This window comes from Arthrobacter sp. NtRootA1 (assembly GCF_019976975.1).
In the GTDB taxonomy this organism is placed as follows: domain Bacteria; phylum Actinomycetota; class Actinomycetes; order Actinomycetales; family Micrococcaceae; genus Arthrobacter; species Arthrobacter aromaticivorans.
On record NZ_AP024630.1, the window covers coordinates 1213598 to 1235074 of the forward strand.

Sequence of the window (21477 nt, forward strand, 5' to 3'; positions counted from 1 at the left end):
CCTCACACCATGGCAATTCCTCGTCGCCGAGGCGTAATTGGCCATCGGGGCCAGTTCTTTGAAGACGAAATCACCACGCTCAACGGCCTGTACATCACCAGCAGAGCCCGCACATGGTTGGACTGCACGCGGAAGATGGACATCGACGAGATCACTGTGGTGGCGGATCACTTGCTGCGTATACCGCGTTCCGAATTCGAGGGCCGCCGGGCGCCTTACTGCACGGTGGATGACCTGGAAGAAATGTTGGATCGCCACTGGGGAATACCAGGGATTCGCAAAGCCCGTCTTGCACTGGAACAGGCGCGCGTCGGCGCCGACTCAGCCCCCGAAACGCGACTTCGGCTAGCACTGGACCGGGCGGGGCTCCCGACTGCGGAAATCAACGTGCCCACGGAGTTGAGTCCCGGCGTCGTGCGTCAATCGGATGTGACCTATCGTGAGTGGCGGGTGGCGGTGGAATACGAAGGGGAGGGCCATTCGGAGGCCGATCAGATTGTGAGGGACATTGCCCGCGAGGAAGATTTCAGCCGCGCTGGATGGATACTTATCCGGATCTCTAAGCGTCACATGTCCCCGGGGGCGACTACCGCGGTGGCCAAGGTGAGGCGGGCGCTCGAGCAGCGCGGTTGGTCACCCAAGTAGGTCGCAGTTGTGCGCGTTTAGGGGGCTCAAAACGCGCTTAAGTGCGACCTAGTTGGGAAAGGAGGGGCACTTACTCGAGGATGCGCTGCTTCGTCTCGGGGGCGAAGAACGCCATCCACAGAACCGAGAGCAGGACCAGCCCGCCGGCCATCGCAAAGGACTGAGCCAAACCGAATTCGGGCCAAAAGAACGATGCGAACACCAAAGGCCCGAAGCCTGCGCCAATGCGGGAGAACGTCGATGCCCAGCCGAAGCCCGAGCCACGAAGCTCAGTGGGATACAGCTCGGACACATAGGCGTAGAGGACCGGGATGGCCACTTGGACCACGAAGCCAAACACCAACAGCCAGAACACGGCGGCTTGCGGCACGTCCACTACAAACGCGACGATCACCAACGTCAGCGCGGAAAGCGGACCGGTGACGGCGAGGATCCACTTACGGCCCACCCGCTCCACCAGCAGCGCGGCGGCTACCACGCCCAAAAGCCCGACGGCAGCCATCCCGGCTGTGGTGACGAAGGCTTTGTACTCCTCGAAGCCGGCGCCAATGAGGATCCGGGGCATCCATGTCAGGGACAGGTAGTAGACCAACAGGATGCTGAAGAACAGGGCCCAAGCCGCAGTGGTGATTTTCCAATTGAACGTCCAGATCCTCCGCAGCTGTTCCCACGCGCTGCCGGGGGAGAGCCTGGGGGCGGCTTGAGGTTCCGGCAGGCTGTAGGCCCGGGGTGAGGCGCCCGTTGCCTCCACCAAACCATCAATCACCGCCGCTGCCTCAGCCCGGCGGCCGGACCGAATCAGGAACAACGGAGACTCCGGAACACTGCGCCGTACCCAGAAAACGAGGAGTGCAGGCAGCACCATAATCAGCATCGTGAGCCGCCAGTCGCCGAAGGCAGCAACAAGTCCCGCCGAGATGAACCCGCAAAGCGCCGCACCCACGGGCCACCAGCCATCCATCGCAGTGAGAACTCTGCCCCGCTGCTTGCGCGGCGTGAACTCACCCACCAGCGCGTAGTCCACCGGGATGCAGCCGCCCAGACCGAACCCGGCCATGAAGCGGAAGATGCAGAACCATACGATGTCCGGGGCGAAGGCGCCGAGCACGGTGAAGATGCTGAAGATCAGGAGGGTTGCCGTGAACGCCTTCTTGCGCCCGATCGTGTCGGCGATGGTTCCCCACGCGAACGCGCCTACGGCCATGCCGATCAGGTTGGCCGTGCCGATCCACCCAGCGTCAGCCGGCTGAAGGGACCAATGCTTGGACAGCAACGGAATGAGGATGCCGTTGAGCGTCACGTCCCACGCATCGAACATGAACCCCAGGCCACCGATCACGAAGATCCTGCCTTGGACCTTCCACCGCCACGGCAGTTCCTGCACAACTTGTTCGCCGCTGGGCACGGCTGTGTATGTATTCATCTCCCCTCCTGCATGCAACTTTATGCGCTCGGGCGAACACCGCCATGCGCTCAGGCCAACACAGCCGTTCGGGTTACTTCTGGTTTTCGATCGCCCTCCGCAGGAAACCGCCGGCGTCTTCCAGAGCTCTCTTGGCCTGAGCTGGTTCGATGCCGGTCAGCAGCACCAGGATGGCCGCTTTTACCGAGCCGTTGACCGAGTCCAATGCGGCTGCGGCTTGATGCGCGTCCACCCCGGTCGCGTGCTGAACTGTCCTTTGCGAGCGGGCCAGGAGTTTTTCGTTGGTCGCTCGCAGGTCAACCATCAGGTTTCCGTACGTCTTACCGAGCTTCACCATCACCAGCGTGCTGATCATGTTGAGGACGAGTTTCTGGGCAGTTCCCGAATTCAGTCGCGTGGAGCCCGCGATGAACTCCGGACCCACAACAACCTCGATGGCCACATCCGCGAGATGGCTGACCGCCGAGCCCTTATTACACGCCAGCGACGCCGTGAACGCGCCCTTCTTTCGGGCCTCTTCCAACGCGCCAATCACGTAAGGCGTTCGACCGGACGCAGTAATACCCACGACGGCGTCCGCTTCCGTCACGTTAATATCGTGCAGGTCGCGCGCGCCTGCGGTCGCGTTATCCTCGGCGTACTCCACCGGCTTCTGGATCGCTTGGACGCCACCTGCGATGAGTCCGACGACGAGTCCCGGCGGGGTGCCGAACGTCGGTGGGCACTCGCTCGCGTCCAGAACCCCCAGGCGCCCGGCCGTTCCAGCCCCCACATAAAGAAGGCGACCCCCGCGCTGGAGTCGCTCCGCAACGGCGTCGACCGTTTGCACAATCGCAGGGCTCGCCGCCTCAACTGCAGCGTGTACTCCTGCAGTGTGGGCAAGCATGGCCGCGACGAGTTCCTCCGTGCCCATGATGTCCAGCTCGCTCAGGTTCTCGGCCGCAGCTTCGGTCTCCAGCCCGGCGAGTTCCGTGCGCAGACCCGCGAGCCTGTCCGCGTCAGTCTGTCCAGTTTGTTCCGTCACGGTGGATGTACCTTTCCTGGATGAGCCCGCGGCGCGTCGCAGCGAGAGCAGCACCGTCCAAGCCATCGCCCAGCGGGGCCACCACCTCAATCCCAGCCGAAGCGAGGGACTTGCGCAATAGCTCCGCGAAGAACCCGGAGCTGACCACTCCGCCGAGCAACGCCACACGGCGTGAGCTGGCCTCGTCACCACTGGACGCGAGCTTCACGGTATGGGTCAGGATGCGGCAGGCCTCGTCCACAATGACATTGGCGACGGCGTCACCCGCCTCCGCTGCGTGCAGAACCAGCGGCGCGAACCGGGCCATTGCCCTGTACGGGTTTTCGACGGACGCAAGCCAGCCCGGGAGCTTTTCCGGGGAGTCGACTAGAGCCCCTGCCGCAGCCGAAAGCGAGGTGGCCGGGCCGCCGTCGTGCGCTTCCAAAACGGCCTGGAGCCCCCGCTGACCGATCCACCGGCCGCTGCCACGATCCCCAAGATAAGGTCCCCAGCCGTCGGCGCGATGAAGGATTCCGGCTTCGTCGAACCGGAAGGCAACTGCGCCTGTGCCCACGATCAGTGTGGTGCCCGGTGCGCCTTGGAGGGCTCCGAGTTGGGCTGCCGTGGCGTCCGAGAGGACAGCTGCCGGGACGCCGAAGCGTTGCGACAACATGATGGCGAGTTCACGGGACTTCTCGGCAGAAGCTTCGACGCCGGCCACAGCTGCGCCGATCCCCGTCAACGTGCTCACAGGCAGGCCGGGCGGGAGCATCGAGACCGTCTCAAGGAGGAGCTCGAAAGCGATGGCGGGCCCGTTGTCGGTGTGCACTCCGGGAAACCCGTGCTGGTCCGCTGCGCCCAGTAACTCCGTGCCCCTGCGCAGTTCCACCCGGCAACGGCTCTTCCCTACATCGGCGGCGAGAACGACATCGGTGGCTTCCATGGCTCAACCCTATGTTGTGGGGCCTGGTGTGCGTGGGAATCCCGGGGGATGAGGTGCAGAGCAGGCCTGACAACGGAGGAGCAACCAGGACGCAAAACCAGTCCGCCAACGAAACACGATAAACTGCCCATATCCCACCACCCCGCGACATCTACGCGAACTAAGACGGAGACTTTTGTGAGCTTGACGCAGCTTGACCGTGTTCCCATCCGCCGTGCACTGATCTCGGTTTACGACAAGACGGGACTGGAGGAGCTCGCGAAAGGCCTGCACGCAGCCGGCGTCGCTATCGTTTCCACCGGCTCCACCGCCAAGAAGATCGCCGCCGCAGGCATCCCGGTCAAGGAAGTCGAAGAAGTCACCGGCTCCCCGGAAATGCTGGACGGCCGCGTTAAGACCCTGCACCCGCGCGTACATGGCGGCATCCTGGCCGATCGCCGCGTCCCCGCGCACATGGAAACCCTTGCCGGTATGGAGATCGAAACCTTCGACCTCGTCGTGGTGAACCTGTACCCGTTCGTCGAGACCGTGAAGTCCGGCGCAGCACAGGACGATGTGGTTGAGCAGATCGACATCGGAGGCCCCGCCATGGTGCGTTCGGCTGCGAAGAACCACGCCGCCGTCGCCATTGTTACGGACCCTAACTTCTATGGCGCAGTGGTTGCCGCTGCACAGGAAGGCGGGTTCGACCTCAACACGCGCCGCCGCCTGGCCGCCAAGGCCTTCGCGCACACGGCGAGCTATGACAACGCTGTTGCCACCTGGACCGCCAGCCAGTTCCTGGACGAAGACGGCGACGGCGTCATCGACTGGCCCGCGTACGCCGGACTTTCCTTGGAGCGTTCCGAGGTTCTCCGCTACGGCGAAAACCCGCACCAGCAGGCCGCGCTTTACGTTGACAAGGCTGCCCCGGCTGGCATCGCCCAGGCTGACCAGCTGCACGGCAAGGCCATGAGCTACAACAACTTCGTCGACGCCGATGCCGCCCTTCGTGCTGCGTTCGACTTCGCCGAGCCCGCCGTCGCAATCATCAAGCACGCCAACCCGTGTGGCGTCGCTGTTGGTTCCGCCGACTCTGCAGATCCCATCGCCGATGCCCACGCCAAGGCCCACGCGTGCGATCCCGTCTCCGCTTTCGGTGGCGTCATCGCCGCGAACCGCACCGTCACTGCAGGCATGGCCCGCACGGTTGCGGACATCTTCACCGAGGTTGTTATCGCCCCGGACTTCGAGCCCGAAGCTGTGGAGATCCTCTCCAAGAAGAAGAACATCCGCCTCCTCGCCCTGCCTGAGGGCTATGGCCGCTACCCCTCCGAGATGCGCCAGGTTTCCGGTGGCGTCCTGGTCCAGATGAGCGACAAAGTGGACGCCGACGGCGATAACCCCACCAACTGGACCCTCGCCGCCGGTGAAGCTGCCGACCAGAAGACTCTCGCGGACCTCGCCTTCGCCTGGACGGCTTGCCGTGCCGCAAAGTCCAACGCCATCCTGCTCGCAGATCACGGCGCCGCAGTGGGCATCGGCATGGGCCAGGTCAACCGCCTGGATTCCTGCCGCCTTGCCGTCGAGCGCGCCAACACGCTGGGCGTGCAGGTGGAGTCCGACGTCGAAGGTGCCGGCGGCGCTTCGAACGCCGACGCGACCAACGCACCAGAGCGCGCCCGCGGTGCCGTTGCAGCCTCGGATGCGTTCTTCCCGTTCGCTGATGGCCTGCAGATCCTGATAGACGCTGGCGTGCGCGCTGTCGTCCAGCCGGGCGGTTCCGTCCGCGACGAGGAAGTCATCGCTGCAGCCAACGCTGCCGGCATCACGATGTACTTCACCGGAGCCCGCCACTTCTTCCACTAGAAGGGTCCGGCCACAAAGGCAAAAGTAGTACAACGCAACGGCGGCCGCCCCGGGATGGGGACGGCCGCCGTCGTAGTTAAACCGGGGCGTGAAGAAGCAGAACCGTTAAGAAGCGGCCGCGGTGGTGTAGGTCGACTGAATGACGGAGCCCCAATAAGGGCCGTACATGGTGTTGGAGTTGCTGCCGTAGCCGTAGCTGTTTATCGAGTTCTGGTACCCGCCGGAGCTGTTGCCGATGAACCACGGGCCGCCCGAGGAACCACCGGTCATGTTGCACGGGATGCCCTGGGTGGCGAACTGCGGGTTATAGGGATCGTTGGTGGCGGTGCCGGAGCAGCTCTTGAGTGATTCACCATTGAAGGGAGGAGCTGCCGGGTAGCCGAAGGACTTGTAGCTCAGGCCGCGGGCGGCGTTGAACTGGACGCCGGAGGAGCCCACCACGTCCGCGAGCCGCTGGCCGTTGAGGGTGTTCATTACGGCGAAGGCGGTGTCGTACTGCATGTTGCCGTTGGATGCCCACTGGGTGGGGGAGTACAGCGCCCTTGCTGTCCACTTCCCATAGGGTGCGGAGCCATTGAGGTAGGCAGGTACGAAGACGAAGTTGGTGGCGTAGGCGCCCGGTCCCTCGTTGACGCAGTGGCCGGCGGTGGACACGGTGCTCTTGTTGGCCGCAGTCACGGAGTTGCCGGAGCAGACGTAGTTTGCTCCGCCCAAGGTGAAGAAGATCTTGCCGATGTGCTTGACGGGGGTTTCGCTCTGGTTCGTCTTGAGGTTGATGGCCTTGGAGTCGGTGGACGCCTGCTGGCCTTCGACGCTGCTCAGGGCGCCCGGGGCTTCGGTCACGGGGGCTTTTCCGAGGTTGAGGAGCCGGCTGCGGTCCAGTGCTTTGCTGGCGAGGATGTCGCCGGATTTGGCGTTCTTCATGCGTTCCGGGGTCCAGTAGTCTGCGGCGCCGTTGTCCGACGCCACATGGCTGCTGACCGCAACGCCGCTGGAGTCGATGTCCTTGGCGGGGGCCGCGTTTGCGCTGGTGGTTCCGACCAGGGCAAGGATTGCGGCAGCGGACAGACTCAGCAGGCTTGTGGCCAGGGTCTTGGTTTTTGTCACGTTGTTCCAACCTATCGAGGGAGTGGGGCGGCCAGTGATGGCGACCGCCGACTGACGGAATCGAAGCTACCCGGCGTGTGACAAGTTTGTAAAGAGTTGTTTCATAGTTTGTGATATTTTACTTTCACTTCTTGTCACACGCCGAGGAGCAATGCACGACGCCGGTCGGCAGCTTCGGCGGCAAGGTCGCCGTCGGGCGTTCAGCACCGCGGCGAGCGGTAACGAAGGAGTGATCCCGGACACGAAGGGCCGCCAATCCGGCCTACTCGGGTAAGTTTAGAGATGTTGAAATCTGCAGACTTTCAGGGAGAACCCCGCCAATGGCCAAGATTATCTATACCCACACAGACGAAGCGCCGATGCTGGCTACCTACTCATTCCTGCCGATTGTGGAAGCGTATGCCTCGACCGCAGGTGTGGAGGTCGAGACCCGCGATATTTCGCTGGCAGGCCGCATCATCGCCGTTTTCGGCGATTTCCTGACTGAAGAGCAGCGCACGGGCAACGCCCTGGCTGAACTTGGCGAGCTGGCAAAGCGGCCGGAAGCCAACATCATCAAGCTGCCCAACATCAGCGCCTCCGTGCCGCAGCTCAAGGCTGCCATCGCCGAACTCCAGTCCCAGGGCTTCGCCCTCCCGGACTACCCGGACAACCCTTCCTCGGACACCGAGACGGACATCCGCTCGCGCTACGACAAAATCAAGGGCTCCGCCGTGAACCCGGTGCTGCGTGAAGGCAACTCCGACCGCCGCGCACCCCTTTCAGTAAAGAACTACGCCCGTCAGAACCCGCACTCCATGGGCGTCTGGTCTGCTGATTCCAAGACCAACGTTGCCACCATGGGTCAGAACGATTTCCGCTCCAACGAGAAATCCGTTGTGCTCAAGGCCGACGATTCCCTCAGCATCCAGCTGGTCCGTGAAGACGGCACCACCAAGGTCCTCAAGAAGGACTTCCCCGTCCTGGCCGGCGAAGTTGTGGACGCTACCGTCCTGCGCGCAGACGCTCTGGACGAGTTCCTCAAGGCCCAGGTTGCCCGTGCCAAGGAAGAAGGCATCCTCTTCTCCGCACACCTGAAGGCCACCATGATGAAGGTCTCGGACCCCATCATCTTCGGCCACGTGGTCAAGGCTTACTTCTCCGAGCTGTTCGACACCTACGGTAAGCAGCTCGCAGCCGCAGGCATCAGCCCCAACAATGGCCTCGCAGCCATCCTCAGCGGACTGGAAGACCTTCCGGAGGACGTCCGTGAAGGCGTCAAGGCAGCCATCACCAAGGGCCTCGAAGACGGTCCCGCACTGGCTATGGTGGACTCGGACAAGGGGATCACCAGCCTTCACGTTCCCTCGGACATCATCGTCGACGCCTCCATGCCGGCCATGATCCGTTCCTCCGGCCACATGTGGGGCCCGGACGGCAAGGAAGCGGACACCCTCGCCGTCATCCCGGACAGCTCCTACGCCGGCGTCTACCAGGTTGTCCTGGACGACTGCCGTGCCAACGGCGCGTTCGATCCCACCACCATGGGCACCGTTCCCAACGTTGGCCTCATGGCACAGGCAGCCGAAGAATACGGAAGCCACGACAAAACCTTCGAAGTCCCGGCAGCCGGCACCATGCAGCTGGTGGACAGCCAGGGCAACGTCCTCGTCGAGCACCAGGTATCCCCGGGTGACATCTGGCGCGCATGCCAGACCAAGGATGTCCCGATCCGCGACTGGGTCAAGCTTGCCGTTACCCGCGCCCGCGCTTCCCAGACGCCGGCCGTTTTCTGGCTGGACAAGGGCCGTGCGCACGACGCCAACCTCATCGCCAAGGTCAACGAGTACCTTAAGGACCACGACACCGAGGGCCTTCAGATCGAGATCATGTCCCCGGAGGAGGCAACGGCCTTCACCCTGGAACGCATCCGTAAGGGCGAGGACACCATCTCCGTCACCGGTAACGTCCTCCGCGATTACCTCACGGACCTGTTCCCGATCCTTGAGCTCGGCACCAGCGCCAAGATGCTTTCCGTCGTTCCGTTGATCAACGGTGGTGGCCTCTTCGAGACCGGCGCCGGCGGATCTGCTCCCAAGCACGTGCAGCAGCTGGTCAAGGAAAACCACCTTCGCTGGGACAGCTTGGGTGAATTCCTCGCTTTGGCTGTCAGCTTCGAGCACCTCGCCACCACCACGGGCAACGCCCGCGCGCAGGTCCTGGCCGACACCCTGGACCGCGCCACGGGTACGTTCCTGCTGGAAAACAAGTCCCCGCGCCGCAGCGTTGGCGAGCTGGACAACCGCGGAAGCCACTTCTACCTGGCCATGTACTGGGCACAGGAACTGGCCAAGCAGACTGAGGATGCAGAGCTGGCGAAGGACTTCGCTGCCATCGCCGAGGCCCTGACCTCCAACGAGGAAGTCATCGTTGGCGAGCTGAACGCAGTCCAGGGTCCCGGCGTCGATTTGGGCGGCTACTACCGTCCGGACGCTGCCAAGGCTGCTGAGATCATGCGTCCGTCGGCTACCTTCAACAAGGTCCTCGCGACGCTTCGTTAATTCCCAACTGGCTCGCAGTTGTGGTTGCTTAGAGAGCTCATGGCAACCACAACTGCGAGTCAGTTGCCGTTAACGGTCGGCCAGGAAGCGTTGAGGTGCCACACCGCCGTCGACGATGTCCTTCAACACCCGGCCAATAGCCGGTGTGAACTTGAAACCGTGCCCTGAGAACCCGGCGCCCACCACCAATGGTCCAAAGCGGTCCAGCACAAAGTCCTCAGTGGGCGTGGTGGTGTAGGTGCAGCTGATGGGAACCGCTGTGGAAGGGTCGACGCCGGGAAGCCACTCCTGCGCGTATCGCACCAAGGCGTCGAGCTGCTCGGGGATGGGCTGGAATGTGCGCTCGTCCGGATCCATGACGGGGCCCACGCCGTGCCAACCGGCTTTGACGCCTTCACCGGGTGTGAGCATCCCGTAGACAGGGCTGTACCAGTACTCGTATGCGGGATCGTCCATGTCTGGGGTGTGGTTGAAGCTCGGCCACACGAGCGTGTTGTCCACCGGCGTGAAGTGGGCGGGCTGCTCCTGCGTAACAACCAGCGGCGGCAGGTTGGCGTGCTCGCCGAGGAGCTTGTTCGTCCAGGCGCCGGCCGTGACTACCACGCGACTGGCAGTGTATTCGGTCTCGTCTGTCACCACCACCACGGTTTCGGCACCGTCTACACGGATGTCGCGGACCGGCGTCGAGTACTTGAAGACCGCTCCGCGGGACTCGGCTGCCTTCCGAAGCGCCTCGAGTGCATTGGCCGAACGGATCCTTCCAGACCCCGGTACGAAGAGTACGTCGGTGACAAAGTTCATTCCTTGCCACCGGTCCATGGCCTCGTCTGCGGAGATGAAGTAGCTTTCGATGCCACGTTCCTGATGGGCCTCCTGGATGGTCCGGAGACGGTCCACGTTGCCGTGGTTCGCAAGACCCACCAGGTCCAGCAGCGGCGCCCCGGTTTCTGCAGCGAGCTCGTCCCACAGGGTCTTGGCCTCGGCGAGGAGGTCCAGGTAGTCGCCTTCGGCGTAGGCGGTGTTGAAGTTGCGGGTGGCGCCGTGCGAGGCGCCGATGTGGTGACCGGCCTCGAACTGCTCCAGGAGGACCACGGACTTCCCGCTGCGGGAAAGCTGCCACGCGGCAGCCGATCCCATTGCTCCTCCGCCAACAACTACGACGTCAACCTGCATGCCAGCTCCATCCACCCTTGACCCACTATCAGGTTCCATTCTGCCCCCACCCGCCCAACTAGGTCGCAGCTGATGCCCTTTTGAGCGCTCAAAAGGGCATCTGCTGCTACTTACTTGGGTTGGCGCTCGTCCCAAAGGCATGGAAGATTGGAACCCGTGAAATTCCTTCACCCCTCTCCTAAGTCCTCTGCCCGCGGCGTCACTGTCCTGCGTGTGGTGTTCGGCGCACTGGTCATGGTGCACGGCATCCAGAAGCTCATGGCCGGGCACGCCGCCTTCGCCGCGTCGGTTGCTGCCATGGGGGTGCAGAAGCCCGAGATAGTAGCCTGGCTGGTCATTGCCGGTGAGCTTGGTTTGGGCTTGCTCCTGGTACTCGGAGCGCTAACCAGGGTGGCTGGCTTCCTCGCAGCGATTCTGTTCGCCGGTATCTGGTTCGTGACGGAAGCGGGCAAGCCCCTGCTCACGGACAAGGCGGGCGTAACTGCCGAGCTCCTGATCATCTATTTCGCCATTTCGGTAGCCTTTGTGTTCCTCGGTCCTGGTGCATTCTCGCTGGACCGGAAACTGGCAAGGCAGCCAGCACGCCAAGGGCGTTAATACAGCTGGGTTAACTCCCGACGCCGGCACCCACCACGCGCGGTCGGCTCACCAAAAACGGCAGTCACCGAGCGTCGTTCGGGTACCTGATCCCCAACTGGGACCGGACGCCATCGAACAAGCGCATGACGTTGATGGAGTCTTCCAGCGGCATCACCGGGCTCTCCAGCAGTCCCTGTTGAATGCACCGTGTCACTTCACGGAGTTCGTAGGTGTACCCGACGCCCACCACGTCGAAGCGTTCGTGCCGTGGCTCGTCCCAGCCAACCCGGATCAGAATCTCGCGCGGATTGTTGACCGAGCCCACCGTCTGCAGGTACCCAAGTCCGCCAGCCACGGTGGCCGTTCGCGGTCCGTGGGCCGTCAGGGACGACGTCAATTGTGCCTGGGCCCCGCTGGCATAACCGAGCGTCAGCGCATTCTGGGTGTCCACGCCGTCGTCGTTTAGGGTGCCGATCGCGGTAACGGACTGTGGGAAGCCCAATGTTCCCAGGGCCCAGAGCAACGGGTAGACGGTAATGTCCAGCAGTGCACCGCCACCGTCATTGAGTGCCCAGATGCGGGCGGAGGGATCGTACGGTGCAGGGAAGCCGAGGTCTGCGCTGACCCACTGGGTGTGCCCGATTTCCCCCGATGCGGCAATGGAAAAGGCACGCTGCATGCTCGGTAGGAACCGGCTCCACACGGCCTCCATGAAGAACACGTTGTTCTCCCGGGCCAGCTTCACCAGCTCGGTGGCCTCACGGGCGTTGATGGTGAGGGCCTTCTCGCACAGGACATGCTTGCCGGCGCGCAGGGCGGCCGCGGCGATCTGGAAATGCTGTGCGTGGGGTGTGGCCACATACACCACATCGACGGCGGGATCCTCGAACAGCCGCTGGTAGCCGGGGACACCGCCGTCGTTCCCGTAGGCCTTGGCGAAACCGAGCGTGTGCGCAAACGCGTCCGCGGCTGCCTGGGTCCTGGAGCTCACGGCGTAGAGTTCTGCATCCTCCAGGAGGGAAAGGTCCTGGGAAACACTATTGGCGATGTTGCCCGTGGATACGACTCCCCAGCGCAAGCGGCGGCCGGTGGCAGCCCGGGGATCCTGGTTGGTCTGGCTGGAAAGCCACGGTTTGGCGATAGGGAGCGTCATGACTGCCATCCTCTCATTCCGGCAACAGCTCCAGGGAAACATCTGGCCACTAGGACCAAAAGGCGCCCCCAAACATCCGTATTCCATATACAACAGCGCCGACTGCGAGGACTAGGACTCCTGTCCACCATAAATAGGGAGTTTTTTCGATCCGACGAGGAACGATAGTAACTAGTACCCAAGCTAAGGATGCGCTCCAGATACCGGCAAAAAGGGTATAGACAGCCCATATGCCTGTAAAACCCGGATTCAAATTGAATGCAATGTCGGCAATCGCGACAGGAATGGCAGTAGCCGTGCCGCAAACCATCATTACCGGAAATTGCAGCGCCAATCGCATCTTCTTTGAAATGTGTCTATACGTCGGAAACCACATAAGGACTGCTGCCACGATGGCAACCATCGACCCTTGGAATCCCGCAACGGCCACTGCCGTTAGGATCTCGCTCCCAGTTGTAGACATCGCCCTCGAATTGGAAGAGCCGGTGACGACGACTACGGCACCGAGAAAGGTCGCAATGATTACCGCGCCCAAGAATGACAGCCTGCTCGCGGGATCTCTGCGGGTTTTCACCTGCTTTGTGCTCATCACCAAGATTTTCCCCCAAATACGGTGAGTCACGATGCTCACGGCACGCAGCCATCTGGGGAATATACCACCAATTTTGGTTACGACGTTTGTCACGTCGCGATCACCCATTCCGGACGCCGGGAGATTGACCGTCAGCGCGGATGCCGCTCTTGTTCACGATTTTTTTCGTTGTCCGTGAGCTTGACGGAACAAGCACATGTTCGTCCGGGAACGTCGGGAACCGTGTTCCCGAGTCACGCGAATGTCCATCGTAATGAGAAACCTCGCCTAGGCTGAGGTAGTCATCCCTCGCAGAGGTTCTGTGGGGAGTTACCGAAATGGAGCAGGGATGGGTATTTTTCGGCGCGTCATTTTGCCGGTTGCCTGGCTAGTGGTTTTCGCAGTGATTGCTGTGGCTTTGGTCAAGATCGCTTTCATAGATGGCCTCAAGCCTTCGGATTCCGGGCCAGCACCGTTGGCGCAGGTGGACATCCCGGTGGTCCCGGCCACGCGCGCAACAGTCACCAATACCGTTGAAATCAAGGGCACCGTTCAGAGCGACGCCGCTGAAGCCATACGGAGCACATCGGCTGGCAAGGTCATCAAGGTCTTCGTGGAGCAAGGCGCCACTGTGGCAAGGGGCGACGCCCTGTTCCAGGTCAAAACGGAACGCGCTGTGACATCCGCGCAGCCATCGAAGGACGAAATGTCCTCGGCGCCGAAGCCCGTGTATGACTACTTCGACATCCTTGCCCCCAGCAGCGGTACCCTGCAGTCCCTGACCACACTGATCGACCAACAAGTGAGCGTGGGGGAAAACGTCGGCAAGATCGACCCCGGCACGTACACCGTCGCCGGCTCGGTCACGGCTGCCCAGCAGTACCGCCTGCTCGGCAAGCCCGGCCCGGCCGAGATCGCTTTGGTTGGCGGGCCGGCGCCGTTCCAGTGCACCGAGGTGACGCTCAAGAACAACGCGTCCGACGACGGCGGCAGCACCTCGGGCGGTTTGTCGTCCACTGGAGGCGGTGCTGGCATGGGTGTCGGCGGGGCCGTCGCAATCCCGGGTGGCGGGGGAGGCCAGTCGCAGGATGGTGGCAGCACGCCAACAGGAACGCTCAGCTGCGCTATCCCGGCCGGGCACGAGGTCTTTGCCGGACTTGGCGCGACCATGACGGTAAGCGCCGGGGTGGCCTCTGATGTGGTGACAGTTCCGCTGACCTCGGTGAAAGGCAGCGTGAAAGACGGCATCGTCTGGATTGCGGGCGCAGGAGGGAGCGGGGCTGCCCCGAAGGAGCGCACCGTGCAGCTTGGTTTGAATGATGGCAACGTAGTTGAAGTGACGTCCGGCTTGACCGAGGGCGAGCAGGTCCTCGAGTTCGTGCCCGGCGCCCCGGCTGCCCCGAACCCCATGATGGGCCCTGGCCAGGGCACCTACATTCCGGCGGGTTAAGCGTGGACGCGACAAGCACCAACGAAACTCTCGTGAGCCTCCGCTCGGTCACGCGTTCAGTGATCTTGCCGGACCAGCAGCAGCTCCACATCCTCCGAGGCATCGACCTCGAGGTTCAGAGCGGTGACCACACAGCCATTGTCGGCCGTTCAGGGTGCGGAAAATCGACACTGCTCAACCTCCTGGGGCTCCTCGATGTCCCCACCTCCGGTGACTTGGAATTCCTTGGCCAACCGGCGGACCGGTTGAGCAGCAACGCCCGCGCCCGCTTACGCGGTTCCACAGTGGGCTTCGTGTTCCAGCAATTCAACCTGCTCCCTGGCCGCAGCGCCCTGGACAACGTCATCACGCCCCTGTTTTACGCCCACGGCAGGGAGTTTTGGCGCCGCCGGGAACTTGCCATGGACATGCTGGATCGCGTCGGGCTGGCCGAGCGCGCCCACACCATGCCAAATATGCTCTCCGGTGGTGAGCAGCAGCGTGTGGCGATCGCCCGGGCGCTGGTCCGCAGGCCGAGGCTCATCCTTGCCGATGAACCAACGGGTGCCCTGGACGTGGAAACCGGGCAGGCTGTCATGGCGTTGCTCGACACCGTGGCCACGGAAACTGCAGCCGCACTTGTCACGATCACGCACGATACCAATGTGGCAGCGCTGGCACGAGCCTGCTACCGCCTCGACTCCGGTGTGCTCAGCCCGCTGGCAGTTGCCGAATCAGCAGGAGTCAGCGCATGACCGGCTTCATTTCCACGCTAGTCGAAGCGTGGCAGGAACTCAGGATCAACAAGGTCCGTATCCTCTTGGCCCTCCTTGGCGTCGCCCTGTCTGTGGCTGCGCTGACATCGGTGGTGGGAATCGGCGGCCTGGTCCGTGAAGGGATCAAGGTGCAGTCCGAGCGCAACGGTGGCCGGGTTGCCACCTTGTCACTGAGCGTCAACGGCCCTTCCACGCCTGATCCTGCGAAACTGGAGAAGGTCTACGAAGGCATCCAACAGCGCTTCGGCATCACCACGTCCACCCACGTTGGCAGGACCCAGGCTGGCTTCCAGTTTCCGCGTGGCGTGACCAATGTGGACGTGACGATCGTGGACATCGGATACGGCATCATCCACAGGGTCCCACTCACCCAAGGAACCTGGTTCGCTGCCGACGACGAGCAAAGGCTCGCACCCGCCGTCGTGGTCTCCGAAGCGTTCTACAACCAAGCAGGCATGCCCAACCTGACCACCAGTCCGACTGTGACCATCCCGGGTGAGCACCCCGCCACGGCGGTGATTATCGGCGTCGTACCTGATGCCTATCCGCAGCAACCTCCGGCCGCTTTCATCCTCACCGGCGGAGCCGCGATGACCGGAATGCAGTCCCAGATGTCCGAGTTCAAAGTGTGGGTGGGGGAGGAACAGGCCGATTCCCTGGCCGCAGCCATTTCCACGGACCTCCAGGGGCAATTTCCCGGGTACTACGCGCAGGCAAGCCGGATGGACTTCGCCGCGTATGGGGATCCGCTGGGTCCCGCGCAATGGATCGTGGGCGGCGTAGCCGGACTGGTTCTCCTGCTCGGCGCCGTGGGAATGCTCAACATCTCCATGGTCACCGTGCGGTACCGGGTCCGGGAAATCGGCATCCGCCGCAGCTTCGGCGCGACTTCCGGCCGGATCTTCTTCGGAGTCATGATGGAATCCGTGGTTGCCACCGCAGTCGCCGGCCTGGCAGGAGTCATGCTGGCCGTCGCGGTGGTGAAAAACCCGTGGATCGAGTCAAAGGTGGCGCCGGGATTGACTGAGTATCCGTCGTTCCCCATTGACGCTGCGCTCCTGGGCTTCGGGGCAGCTGTCCTTGTGGGCGCACTCGCCGGAGCCATTCCTGCGCTCGTGGCGGTGCGCGTCAAGGTCATCGATGCAATCCGCTTTTGACCTCCTCCGTAAGTCGGCCCTGCTGAAGGCGGAAGCAGCGCTCCGTCTTCTGCGCCAGGCTGCGGTCGTGGGTGACTACCAGGATGGTGGTGTTGTGGTCGCGGCTCAGTGAGCTCAACAGTTCGATGATGTGCTCACCGGTTTGCTCGTCCAGGTTTCCCGTGGGCTCGTCGGCAAGGATGAGCTTGGGCTCGTTGGCGAGTGCCCTTGCGATCGCGACGCGCTGCTGCTCGCCACCGGACAATCGATTGATCCGGCGGGACTGCTTCTCCGGATCGAGTTGCACCTGTTCCAGCAGTTCTTTGGCGCGCTTCAGCCGCGCAGCCTTCCGGACACCGGCGAACTCCATGGGCAGCATGACGTTGTCCACGGCTCTGAGGTTGGGAATCAGGTTGAACTGTTGGAACACGAAACCGATGTCCCGCCGTCGGTACTCGGTCAGTTTGCTGTCCGGAAGGCCGGCCAAGCTAACGCCATCCACGACGACGTCTCCACTGGTTGGCTTATCAAGCGCACCCAGCAGGGACAACAGCGTGCTCTTGCCACTGCCGCTCTTACCGACGATGGAAGCCAGCGAACCTTTCTCGAGTTCGAAACTGACGCCGTTTACGGGCTTGATGGTTCGGTCGCCCGACTTGAACTGACGTACCAGGTCTTTGACAACAATCACGGCTATTCTCCTCGGAGTACTTCGATGGGACGGATGCGGGCGGTCAGCAAGGCCGGGACCAGCGCGCCGATGATGGCTACGGCGAACACCGCGGCGATGCCGGCAGCAATGACACCGGGGGAGGCGCTCGCCGAGACGGACGTGAGCAGTTGAGAGGCCCCACCGAAGGGACCGCCCTGGCCTCCACCAGCAAAACCGCCACCGGCGAAGCCGCCCCCGCCAAAGCCGCCGCCGCGCTGGGTGGTGGGCGCCGCCGTCGTGCTGGTGTTTGAACTGATGAGGGCCGACGCGATACCGCCGCTGGCGAGCGATGCAATGGCGGCGCCCACCACGCTGCCCAAGGCCACGAGTACCAGCGATTCAAGGACGAATTGCAGGCCGATGGTGCGATTCCTGGCACCGATGGCCTTCAACACGCCAATTTCGCGGCGGCGTTCACGGACCAACATGACCATGATCAGCAGGATGATGAGTCCGGCTGTAGCGAGTGCTGCAATGAACGCGACCAGGGAGATGTTCTTGACGCTATCCAGCGAGCTGACGGCAGTTTCGAGGTTGCGTTGGCCTTGGGTGACGTCGGCTTTGCTGGTTCCCAACGCGGACTGGACGGCCGTTTTGGTGCTGTCGACGTTTTCCATGCTGTTGACCGTGACGATCATCGTGGAGAGTTCGTCAGGAGTCGCCGCCAGCGTTTGGGCTTCTGGAAGGGTGACGTAGACGGCGTTGTTTCCGAAGGCGGTTCCGGCGTCGAAGATGCCTGCGACCGTGAACGTCTTGTCCTGGATGGTGAAAGTGGAACCCGCTGTGAGGTTGTTCTTTTGCGCCAGCGTCGTCCCCACCAGCGCTTTTGCCTGAGCCGTAGTGTAGTCGCCCAGTCCGGTGCCACTCGTGATGTCCAAGGCCTTGCCGGCGCTGTCAACTTCGGCGCCGATGCCTGTGGCCGCAATGGGAAGGGTGCGTACTCGTTGGGTAGTACCTGTACCTCCGGTGTTAGTGGCGGAGCCGTTGCGGTTGCCGAGGGTGCCGGCATCGATGGCTGCCGTGAGGTTGGTAGTGACGCTGGCCTGCTGCCCGCCGGGACCGAAACCGCCACCTTGCTGCGTGGTGCTTGTTTCTGCCGTCGCCGTCTGGAGGCGCAGCGCCTTGGTACCCACCACGGAGGTCACGTTGGTGACCGAGGCTACAGTCTGCGCTTGAGCAGCGGTGAGCGGTTCGCCGCCACCTTCGAAGCCCTGCCCACCAGCCGGATTCACCGTCAGGGTGGTGCCCACGGAAGCATTGAGCTCCTGGACCTTGGCACCCACGGCCTGGTTGGCCACAAGCATGGCCAACGCCAGGCCGATCGCTACGGCCAGCACAGCGACTACCGCGGCCGTTCTGATTTTGTTGCGGAAGGCATTGCCTACGCTTCGGGCAAGGACGCTCACGTTTCTCCTTTGGACCTGCTGAGTTCCGCAGACCGCTGGCTCGCGGGCTGCAGGTCCAACGATGCTGAGCGCTGCTGTGCAGGAAGCCTGTCGAAGCTATGCGTGCGCTGTGAAAATCCGGGACGTCAGGCAGGTCCGGATTCCGAACGACCTCTTGACAGCGTGGCGAGCTGCAACGGCATAATAGGACAGCCCTCGAGAAAGCGCTTTCTCGCAGTGAGGGCAAGGAAAAGCAGTTAGTCGAATCGCCCATTCCCGCTACCAGGCATGTGCTCTTTGGCATGCCGGAAAACAGGCCAATGACGTCCGCAGCATCCCCGAAAAATCACATTCACTCCCGATTCCCGAACCGCCCTTCACGGCGACGCCCAGCCACGGTGGCAGCAGTAGTCGGCATCGCGCTGGCGGCAACGCTGGCAAGCGCGCCCGCCAGCAGCGCCGCTCCGGTTGATCTGCACGGTTCGCCCACAGTCTCAATACACGATTCAGCTCCCACGGGTTGGGCATCCGTTGGAAGCACCCCGGCCGGCCCGGGGACCAACGGAGGTTCCGATGCCCCGCCGAAGAACGTTCACGTGGTCAGCACCTTGGCAGAACTCAAGGCGGCCACGCTGAATAACGGCGACCCCAAGGCACCAAAAATCATCTACATCCGGGGGACCATCAACGGCAACGAAGCCCCTGACGGAAAGATCCTTGGCGAGCAGGACTACGCTCCTGGCTACGACATCCAGAATTACATGAGCTGCTTCCTGGACAACGGAAAGACCTGGAGCGACCAAGCGTTCCCGTACTGCAAGCAAATGAGGCAACTGCGCCAACAGGGCAGCAATGCCATGAAGCGTCAGATTGAGGTGAATCTTCCGAGCAACACCACGCTCCTGGGACTGGATGATGACTCCGGGCTGGTGGGAGCCAACATCATCATGAACGTGGCCAGCAACGTGGTCATCCGGAACTTGAGCATCGAATCACCCGTGGACTGGTTTACCACGTGGTCTCCCGATGACGGCGACGGCGCATGGAACGCCCGCTTCGACTGCGTGTCCGCCGTAACCTCGGACCACATCTGGATTGACCATGTCCTGGTGACAGACGGCCGCTATCCTGACAGCAAGGCGCCCAAGGATTTCAAGAACGAGCCCGTCATCCGCCACGACGGCCTTCTGGATTTGAAGGACGGAACAGACTTCGTCACCATCTCCAACAGCCAACTCAAGGACCATGACAAGACGAGCCTTCTGGGATCCGGCGACGAGCATGTAGATAAAGACGGCGGAAAGCTGCGCGTCAGCTTCATCTCGAACCTCTTCGAAAACACCCAACAGCGTGGTCCCCGGGTCCGCTTCGGCCAAGTGCACGTCCTGAACAACTACTTCGTCGGCAGTAGCGAGGACCCTGACTATCCCATGATTAGTCAGGCGCAGGGCGGCACCAGCTACTTCATTGGTGCGGGCTACGATTCCCGGATCTTCTCCGAGTACAACGCCTTTGACTACTCCGGGCCGAACGCCGATGAATCCATTACAGTCACCAGTTACAACGGCAATATGTTCAGCGATACCGGTTCCTGGTTCAACGGTGAACCCGTCAATCTGGAAGCCGTTGCCCAAGGCTCCTTTGAGGAACGCAAGGCGGAGGCGGTAGCCGCTGCGGCTGAGTCAGGCACCGAGGTTCCTGAATGGGCCCAGCGTGACTTTACGTCCGACGTCGGCTGGTCACCTTCGGATAACTACGGGTACCGGACGCTGAAATCGCCGGACGCAGTCCGCAATGCGGTGCTGAACTTTTCGGGACCCGGCGTGATCAAGGTCCAAGAGGGGAAGTAGCGCCTACGGTTCTGGGGAAAGCGAAAGCCCCGGCCCGCAAATTTTTGCGGGCCGGGGCTGTGCTGTTAAGTAGTGCTCAGCTAATACGTGCTCGACTACTTGGTGATCGGGCCGAGTACCGGATCGTCCACGTAAGCCGTCTTGACGTTGGCTGCCGTCACGATCTGCGGCGGGAGCAGGTAAGCCGGAACAGTCTTGACGCCGTTCTTGTAGGAATCCTTGTCATTGATTTCCAGCTGCTTGCCGGCCTGCAGGTCCTTCACCATGGTGATGGCATGCTCAACCAGCTTGCGGGTGTCCTTGTTGATGGTGGAGTACTGCTCGCCAGCCATGATCGACTTGACGGACTCAACCTCGGAGTCCTGGCCGGTGATGACCGGCGTCGGCTTTCCGGCGGCCTTGACCGAGTTCAGGATGTAGCGTGCCAAAAGGTCGTTCGGGGAAAGTACGCCGTCCAGCGGGGCCGAGGTGTAGCTGCCTGCCAAGAGGGTGTCCGCACGCTTCTGCGCGTTTTCGCCCTTCCAACCCTGGGTAACAGCCTGCTCGAAAGTGGTCTGGCCGGAGAGTACCTTCAGGGTTCCGTCGTCGATCTTCGGCTTCAGGACGCTCATGGCTCCGTCGAAGAAGACCTTGGCGTTTGCATCATCCGGGGAACCGGCGAAGAGCTCGATGTTGTACGGGCCGGAAGGCTTCTTGGCCTTCAATCCGTCCAACAAGGCCTGGCCCTGGAGCACACCGACCTTGAAGTTGTCGTACGCCACGTAGTAGTCCACGTTCTCCGTGTTCAGGAGCAAACGGTCATAAGCAATGACCGTGGCGCCGGAGTCCTTGGCCTGCTTGAGCTGCGTGCCCAGCTGGGCGCCGTCGATTGCGCCAACGATGATGACCTTTGCACCCTTGGTGACCATGGCGCTGATCTGGTTCTGCTGCTCGGACACGCCGCCGTTGGCGAACTGGACGTCGGGCTTGAACCCGGCGCTGCTGAGGCCGTCGTTGAACAGATTCTCCGCGAGGACCCAGTTTTCACTGGTCTTCTGCGGAAGGGCGACGCCGATCATCGAGTCCTTGGGGAACGCTTCCCCGCCAGCAGTGCTGCTGCTTGAGCCGCTGTCAGAGCGGCCGCAGGCTGTCAGCGCCAGTGCCGCGATGGCAGCGACTGCTGCTGCCTTTCCTGCTTTACCAAACATTCGCATATCTTGGTTCA

Annotated in this window: 18 protein-coding genes; 9 read left to right on the top strand and 9 right to left on the bottom strand. The window is 62.5% G+C overall.

The features are described 5' to 3' along the window. The first annotated feature begins 9 nt into the window (after nucleotides 1-9). Nucleotides 10-645, top strand: coding sequence for a hypothetical protein (locus tag LDN90_RS05735; protein WP_223948310.1), 636 nt, complete (start codon nucleotides 10-12; stop codon nucleotides 643-645). A 70-nt stretch (nucleotides 646-715) separates the two neighbouring features. Here LDN90_RS05735 and LDN90_RS05740 read toward each other — a convergent pair whose 3' ends face one another. The 3 genes from LDN90_RS05740 to LDN90_RS05750 all read right to left on the bottom strand — a co-directional run bounded on the left by LDN90_RS05740 (nucleotide 716) and on the right by LDN90_RS05750 (nucleotide 4014). Further along, the gene (locus LDN90_RS05740; protein ID WP_223948311.1) at nucleotides 716-2068 is read right to left on the bottom strand and encodes an MFS transporter; all 1353 of its coding nucleotides are present in this window, start codon (nucleotides 2066-2068) and stop codon (nucleotides 716-718) included. A 73-nt stretch (nucleotides 2069-2141) separates the two neighbouring features. Then, nucleotides 2142-3092, bottom strand: coding sequence for an N-acetylmuramic acid 6-phosphate etherase (murQ, locus tag LDN90_RS05745; RefSeq protein ID WP_223948312.1), 951 nt, complete (start codon nucleotides 3090-3092; stop codon nucleotides 2142-2144). Next, the gene (locus tag LDN90_RS05750; RefSeq protein ID WP_223948313.1) at nucleotides 3067-4014 is read right to left on the bottom strand and encodes a BadF/BadG/BcrA/BcrD ATPase family protein; all 948 of its coding nucleotides are present in this window, start codon (nucleotides 4012-4014) and stop codon (nucleotides 3067-3069) included. Before LDN90_RS05750 ends, murQ begins: the two co-directional genes overlap by 26 nt. A gap of 177 nt (nucleotides 4015-4191) precedes the next feature. On the opposite strand from LDN90_RS05750, the gene purH reads away from it, so the two are divergent. Then, nucleotides 4192-5862 (top strand): bifunctional phosphoribosylaminoimidazolecarboxamide formyltransferase/IMP cyclohydrolase, encoded by a 1671-nt coding sequence (purH, locus tag LDN90_RS05755; protein WP_223948314.1) that lies wholly within the window; start codon nucleotides 4192-4194, stop codon nucleotides 5860-5862. A gap of 105 nt (nucleotides 5863-5967) precedes the next feature. Here purH and LDN90_RS05760 read toward each other — a convergent pair whose 3' ends face one another. Beyond that, the gene (locus LDN90_RS05760) at nucleotides 5968-6969 is read right to left on the bottom strand and encodes a hypothetical protein (RefSeq protein ID WP_223948315.1); all 1002 of its coding nucleotides are present in this window, start codon (nucleotides 6967-6969) and stop codon (nucleotides 5968-5970) included. Between the two features lie 320 nt (nucleotides 6970-7289). On the opposite strand from LDN90_RS05760, the gene LDN90_RS05765 reads away from it, so the two are divergent. Then, nucleotides 7290-9509: an NADP-dependent isocitrate dehydrogenase gene (locus tag LDN90_RS05765; RefSeq protein ID WP_223948316.1), complete on the top strand. Its 2220-nt coding sequence runs from the start codon at nucleotides 7290-7292 to the stop codon at nucleotides 9507-9509. A gap of 69 nt (nucleotides 9510-9578) precedes the next feature. Here LDN90_RS05765 and LDN90_RS05770 read toward each other — a convergent pair whose 3' ends face one another. Further along, nucleotides 9579-10682 carry an FAD-dependent oxidoreductase gene (locus tag LDN90_RS05770; protein WP_223948317.1) on the bottom strand — a complete coding sequence of 368 codons (1104 nt, stop codon included), beginning with the start codon at nucleotides 10680-10682 and terminating at the stop codon, nucleotides 9579-9581. A 156-nt stretch (nucleotides 10683-10838) separates the two neighbouring features. Here LDN90_RS05770 and LDN90_RS05775 point away from each other — a divergent pair, with 156 nt between their 5' ends. Next, nucleotides 10839-11279, top strand: coding sequence for a DoxX family protein (locus tag LDN90_RS05775; protein WP_216924848.1), 441 nt, complete (start codon nucleotides 10839-10841; stop codon nucleotides 11277-11279). Nucleotides 11280-11343: 64 nt separating this feature from the next. Here LDN90_RS05775 and LDN90_RS05780 read toward each other — a convergent pair whose 3' ends face one another. Next, entirely contained in the window at nucleotides 11344-12414 is a 1071-nt protein-coding gene (locus LDN90_RS05780; RefSeq protein ID WP_223948318.1) for a Gfo/Idh/MocA family oxidoreductase, read from the bottom strand. A gap of 230 nt (nucleotides 12415-12644) precedes the next feature. Between LDN90_RS05780 and LDN90_RS05785 the strand changes: the two genes are divergently transcribed. The 4 genes from LDN90_RS05785 (at nucleotide 12645) to LDN90_RS05800 (ending at nucleotide 16347) form a co-directional block, all read left to right on the top strand. Continuing rightward, nucleotides 12645-13031 (top strand): hypothetical protein, encoded by a 387-nt coding sequence (locus LDN90_RS05785; protein ID WP_223948319.1) that lies wholly within the window; start codon nucleotides 12645-12647, stop codon nucleotides 13029-13031. Between the two features lie 303 nt (nucleotides 13032-13334). After that, entirely contained in the window at nucleotides 13335-14435 is a 1101-nt protein-coding gene (locus tag LDN90_RS05790; RefSeq protein WP_223948320.1) for an efflux RND transporter periplasmic adaptor subunit, read from the top strand. Nucleotides 14436-14467: 32 nt separating this feature from the next. Beyond that, nucleotides 14468-15169 (top strand): ABC transporter ATP-binding protein, encoded by a 702-nt coding sequence (locus LDN90_RS05795; RefSeq protein ID WP_223948321.1) that lies wholly within the window; start codon nucleotides 14468-14470, stop codon nucleotides 15167-15169. Continuing rightward, on the top strand, nucleotides 15166-16347 hold the full coding sequence (locus tag LDN90_RS05800; RefSeq protein ID WP_223948322.1) for an ABC transporter permease: 1182 nt from the start codon (nucleotides 15166-15168) through the stop codon (nucleotides 16345-16347). Before LDN90_RS05795 ends, LDN90_RS05800 begins: the two co-directional genes overlap by 4 nt. Here LDN90_RS05800 and LDN90_RS05805 read toward each other — a convergent pair. Continuing rightward, entirely contained in the window at nucleotides 16325-17017 is a 693-nt protein-coding gene (locus tag LDN90_RS05805; RefSeq protein ID WP_223948323.1) for an ABC transporter ATP-binding protein, read from the bottom strand. The genes LDN90_RS05800 and LDN90_RS05805 overlap by 23 nt on opposite strands. Nucleotides 17018-17019: 2 nt before the next feature. After that, nucleotides 17020-18444 carry an FtsX-like permease family protein gene (locus LDN90_RS05810; RefSeq protein ID WP_223948324.1) on the bottom strand — a complete coding sequence of 475 codons (1425 nt, stop codon included), beginning with the start codon at nucleotides 18442-18444 and terminating at the stop codon, nucleotides 17020-17022. Nucleotides 18445-18821: 377 nt separating this feature from the next. Here LDN90_RS05810 and LDN90_RS05815 point away from each other — a divergent pair, with 377 nt between their 5' ends. Then, the gene (locus tag LDN90_RS05815) at nucleotides 18822-20273 is read left to right on the top strand and encodes a pectate lyase (protein WP_223948325.1); all 1452 of its coding nucleotides are present in this window, start codon (nucleotides 18822-18824) and stop codon (nucleotides 20271-20273) included. Nucleotides 20274-20368: 95 nt separating this feature from the next. On the opposite strand, the gene LDN90_RS05820 is transcribed toward LDN90_RS05815, so the two are convergent. Next, complete coding sequence (locus tag LDN90_RS05820; RefSeq protein WP_223948326.1) at nucleotides 20369-21466, bottom strand: sugar-binding protein; 1098 nt, start codon at nucleotides 21464-21466, stop codon at nucleotides 20369-20371. Nucleotides 21467-21477 lie beyond the last annotated feature (11 nt).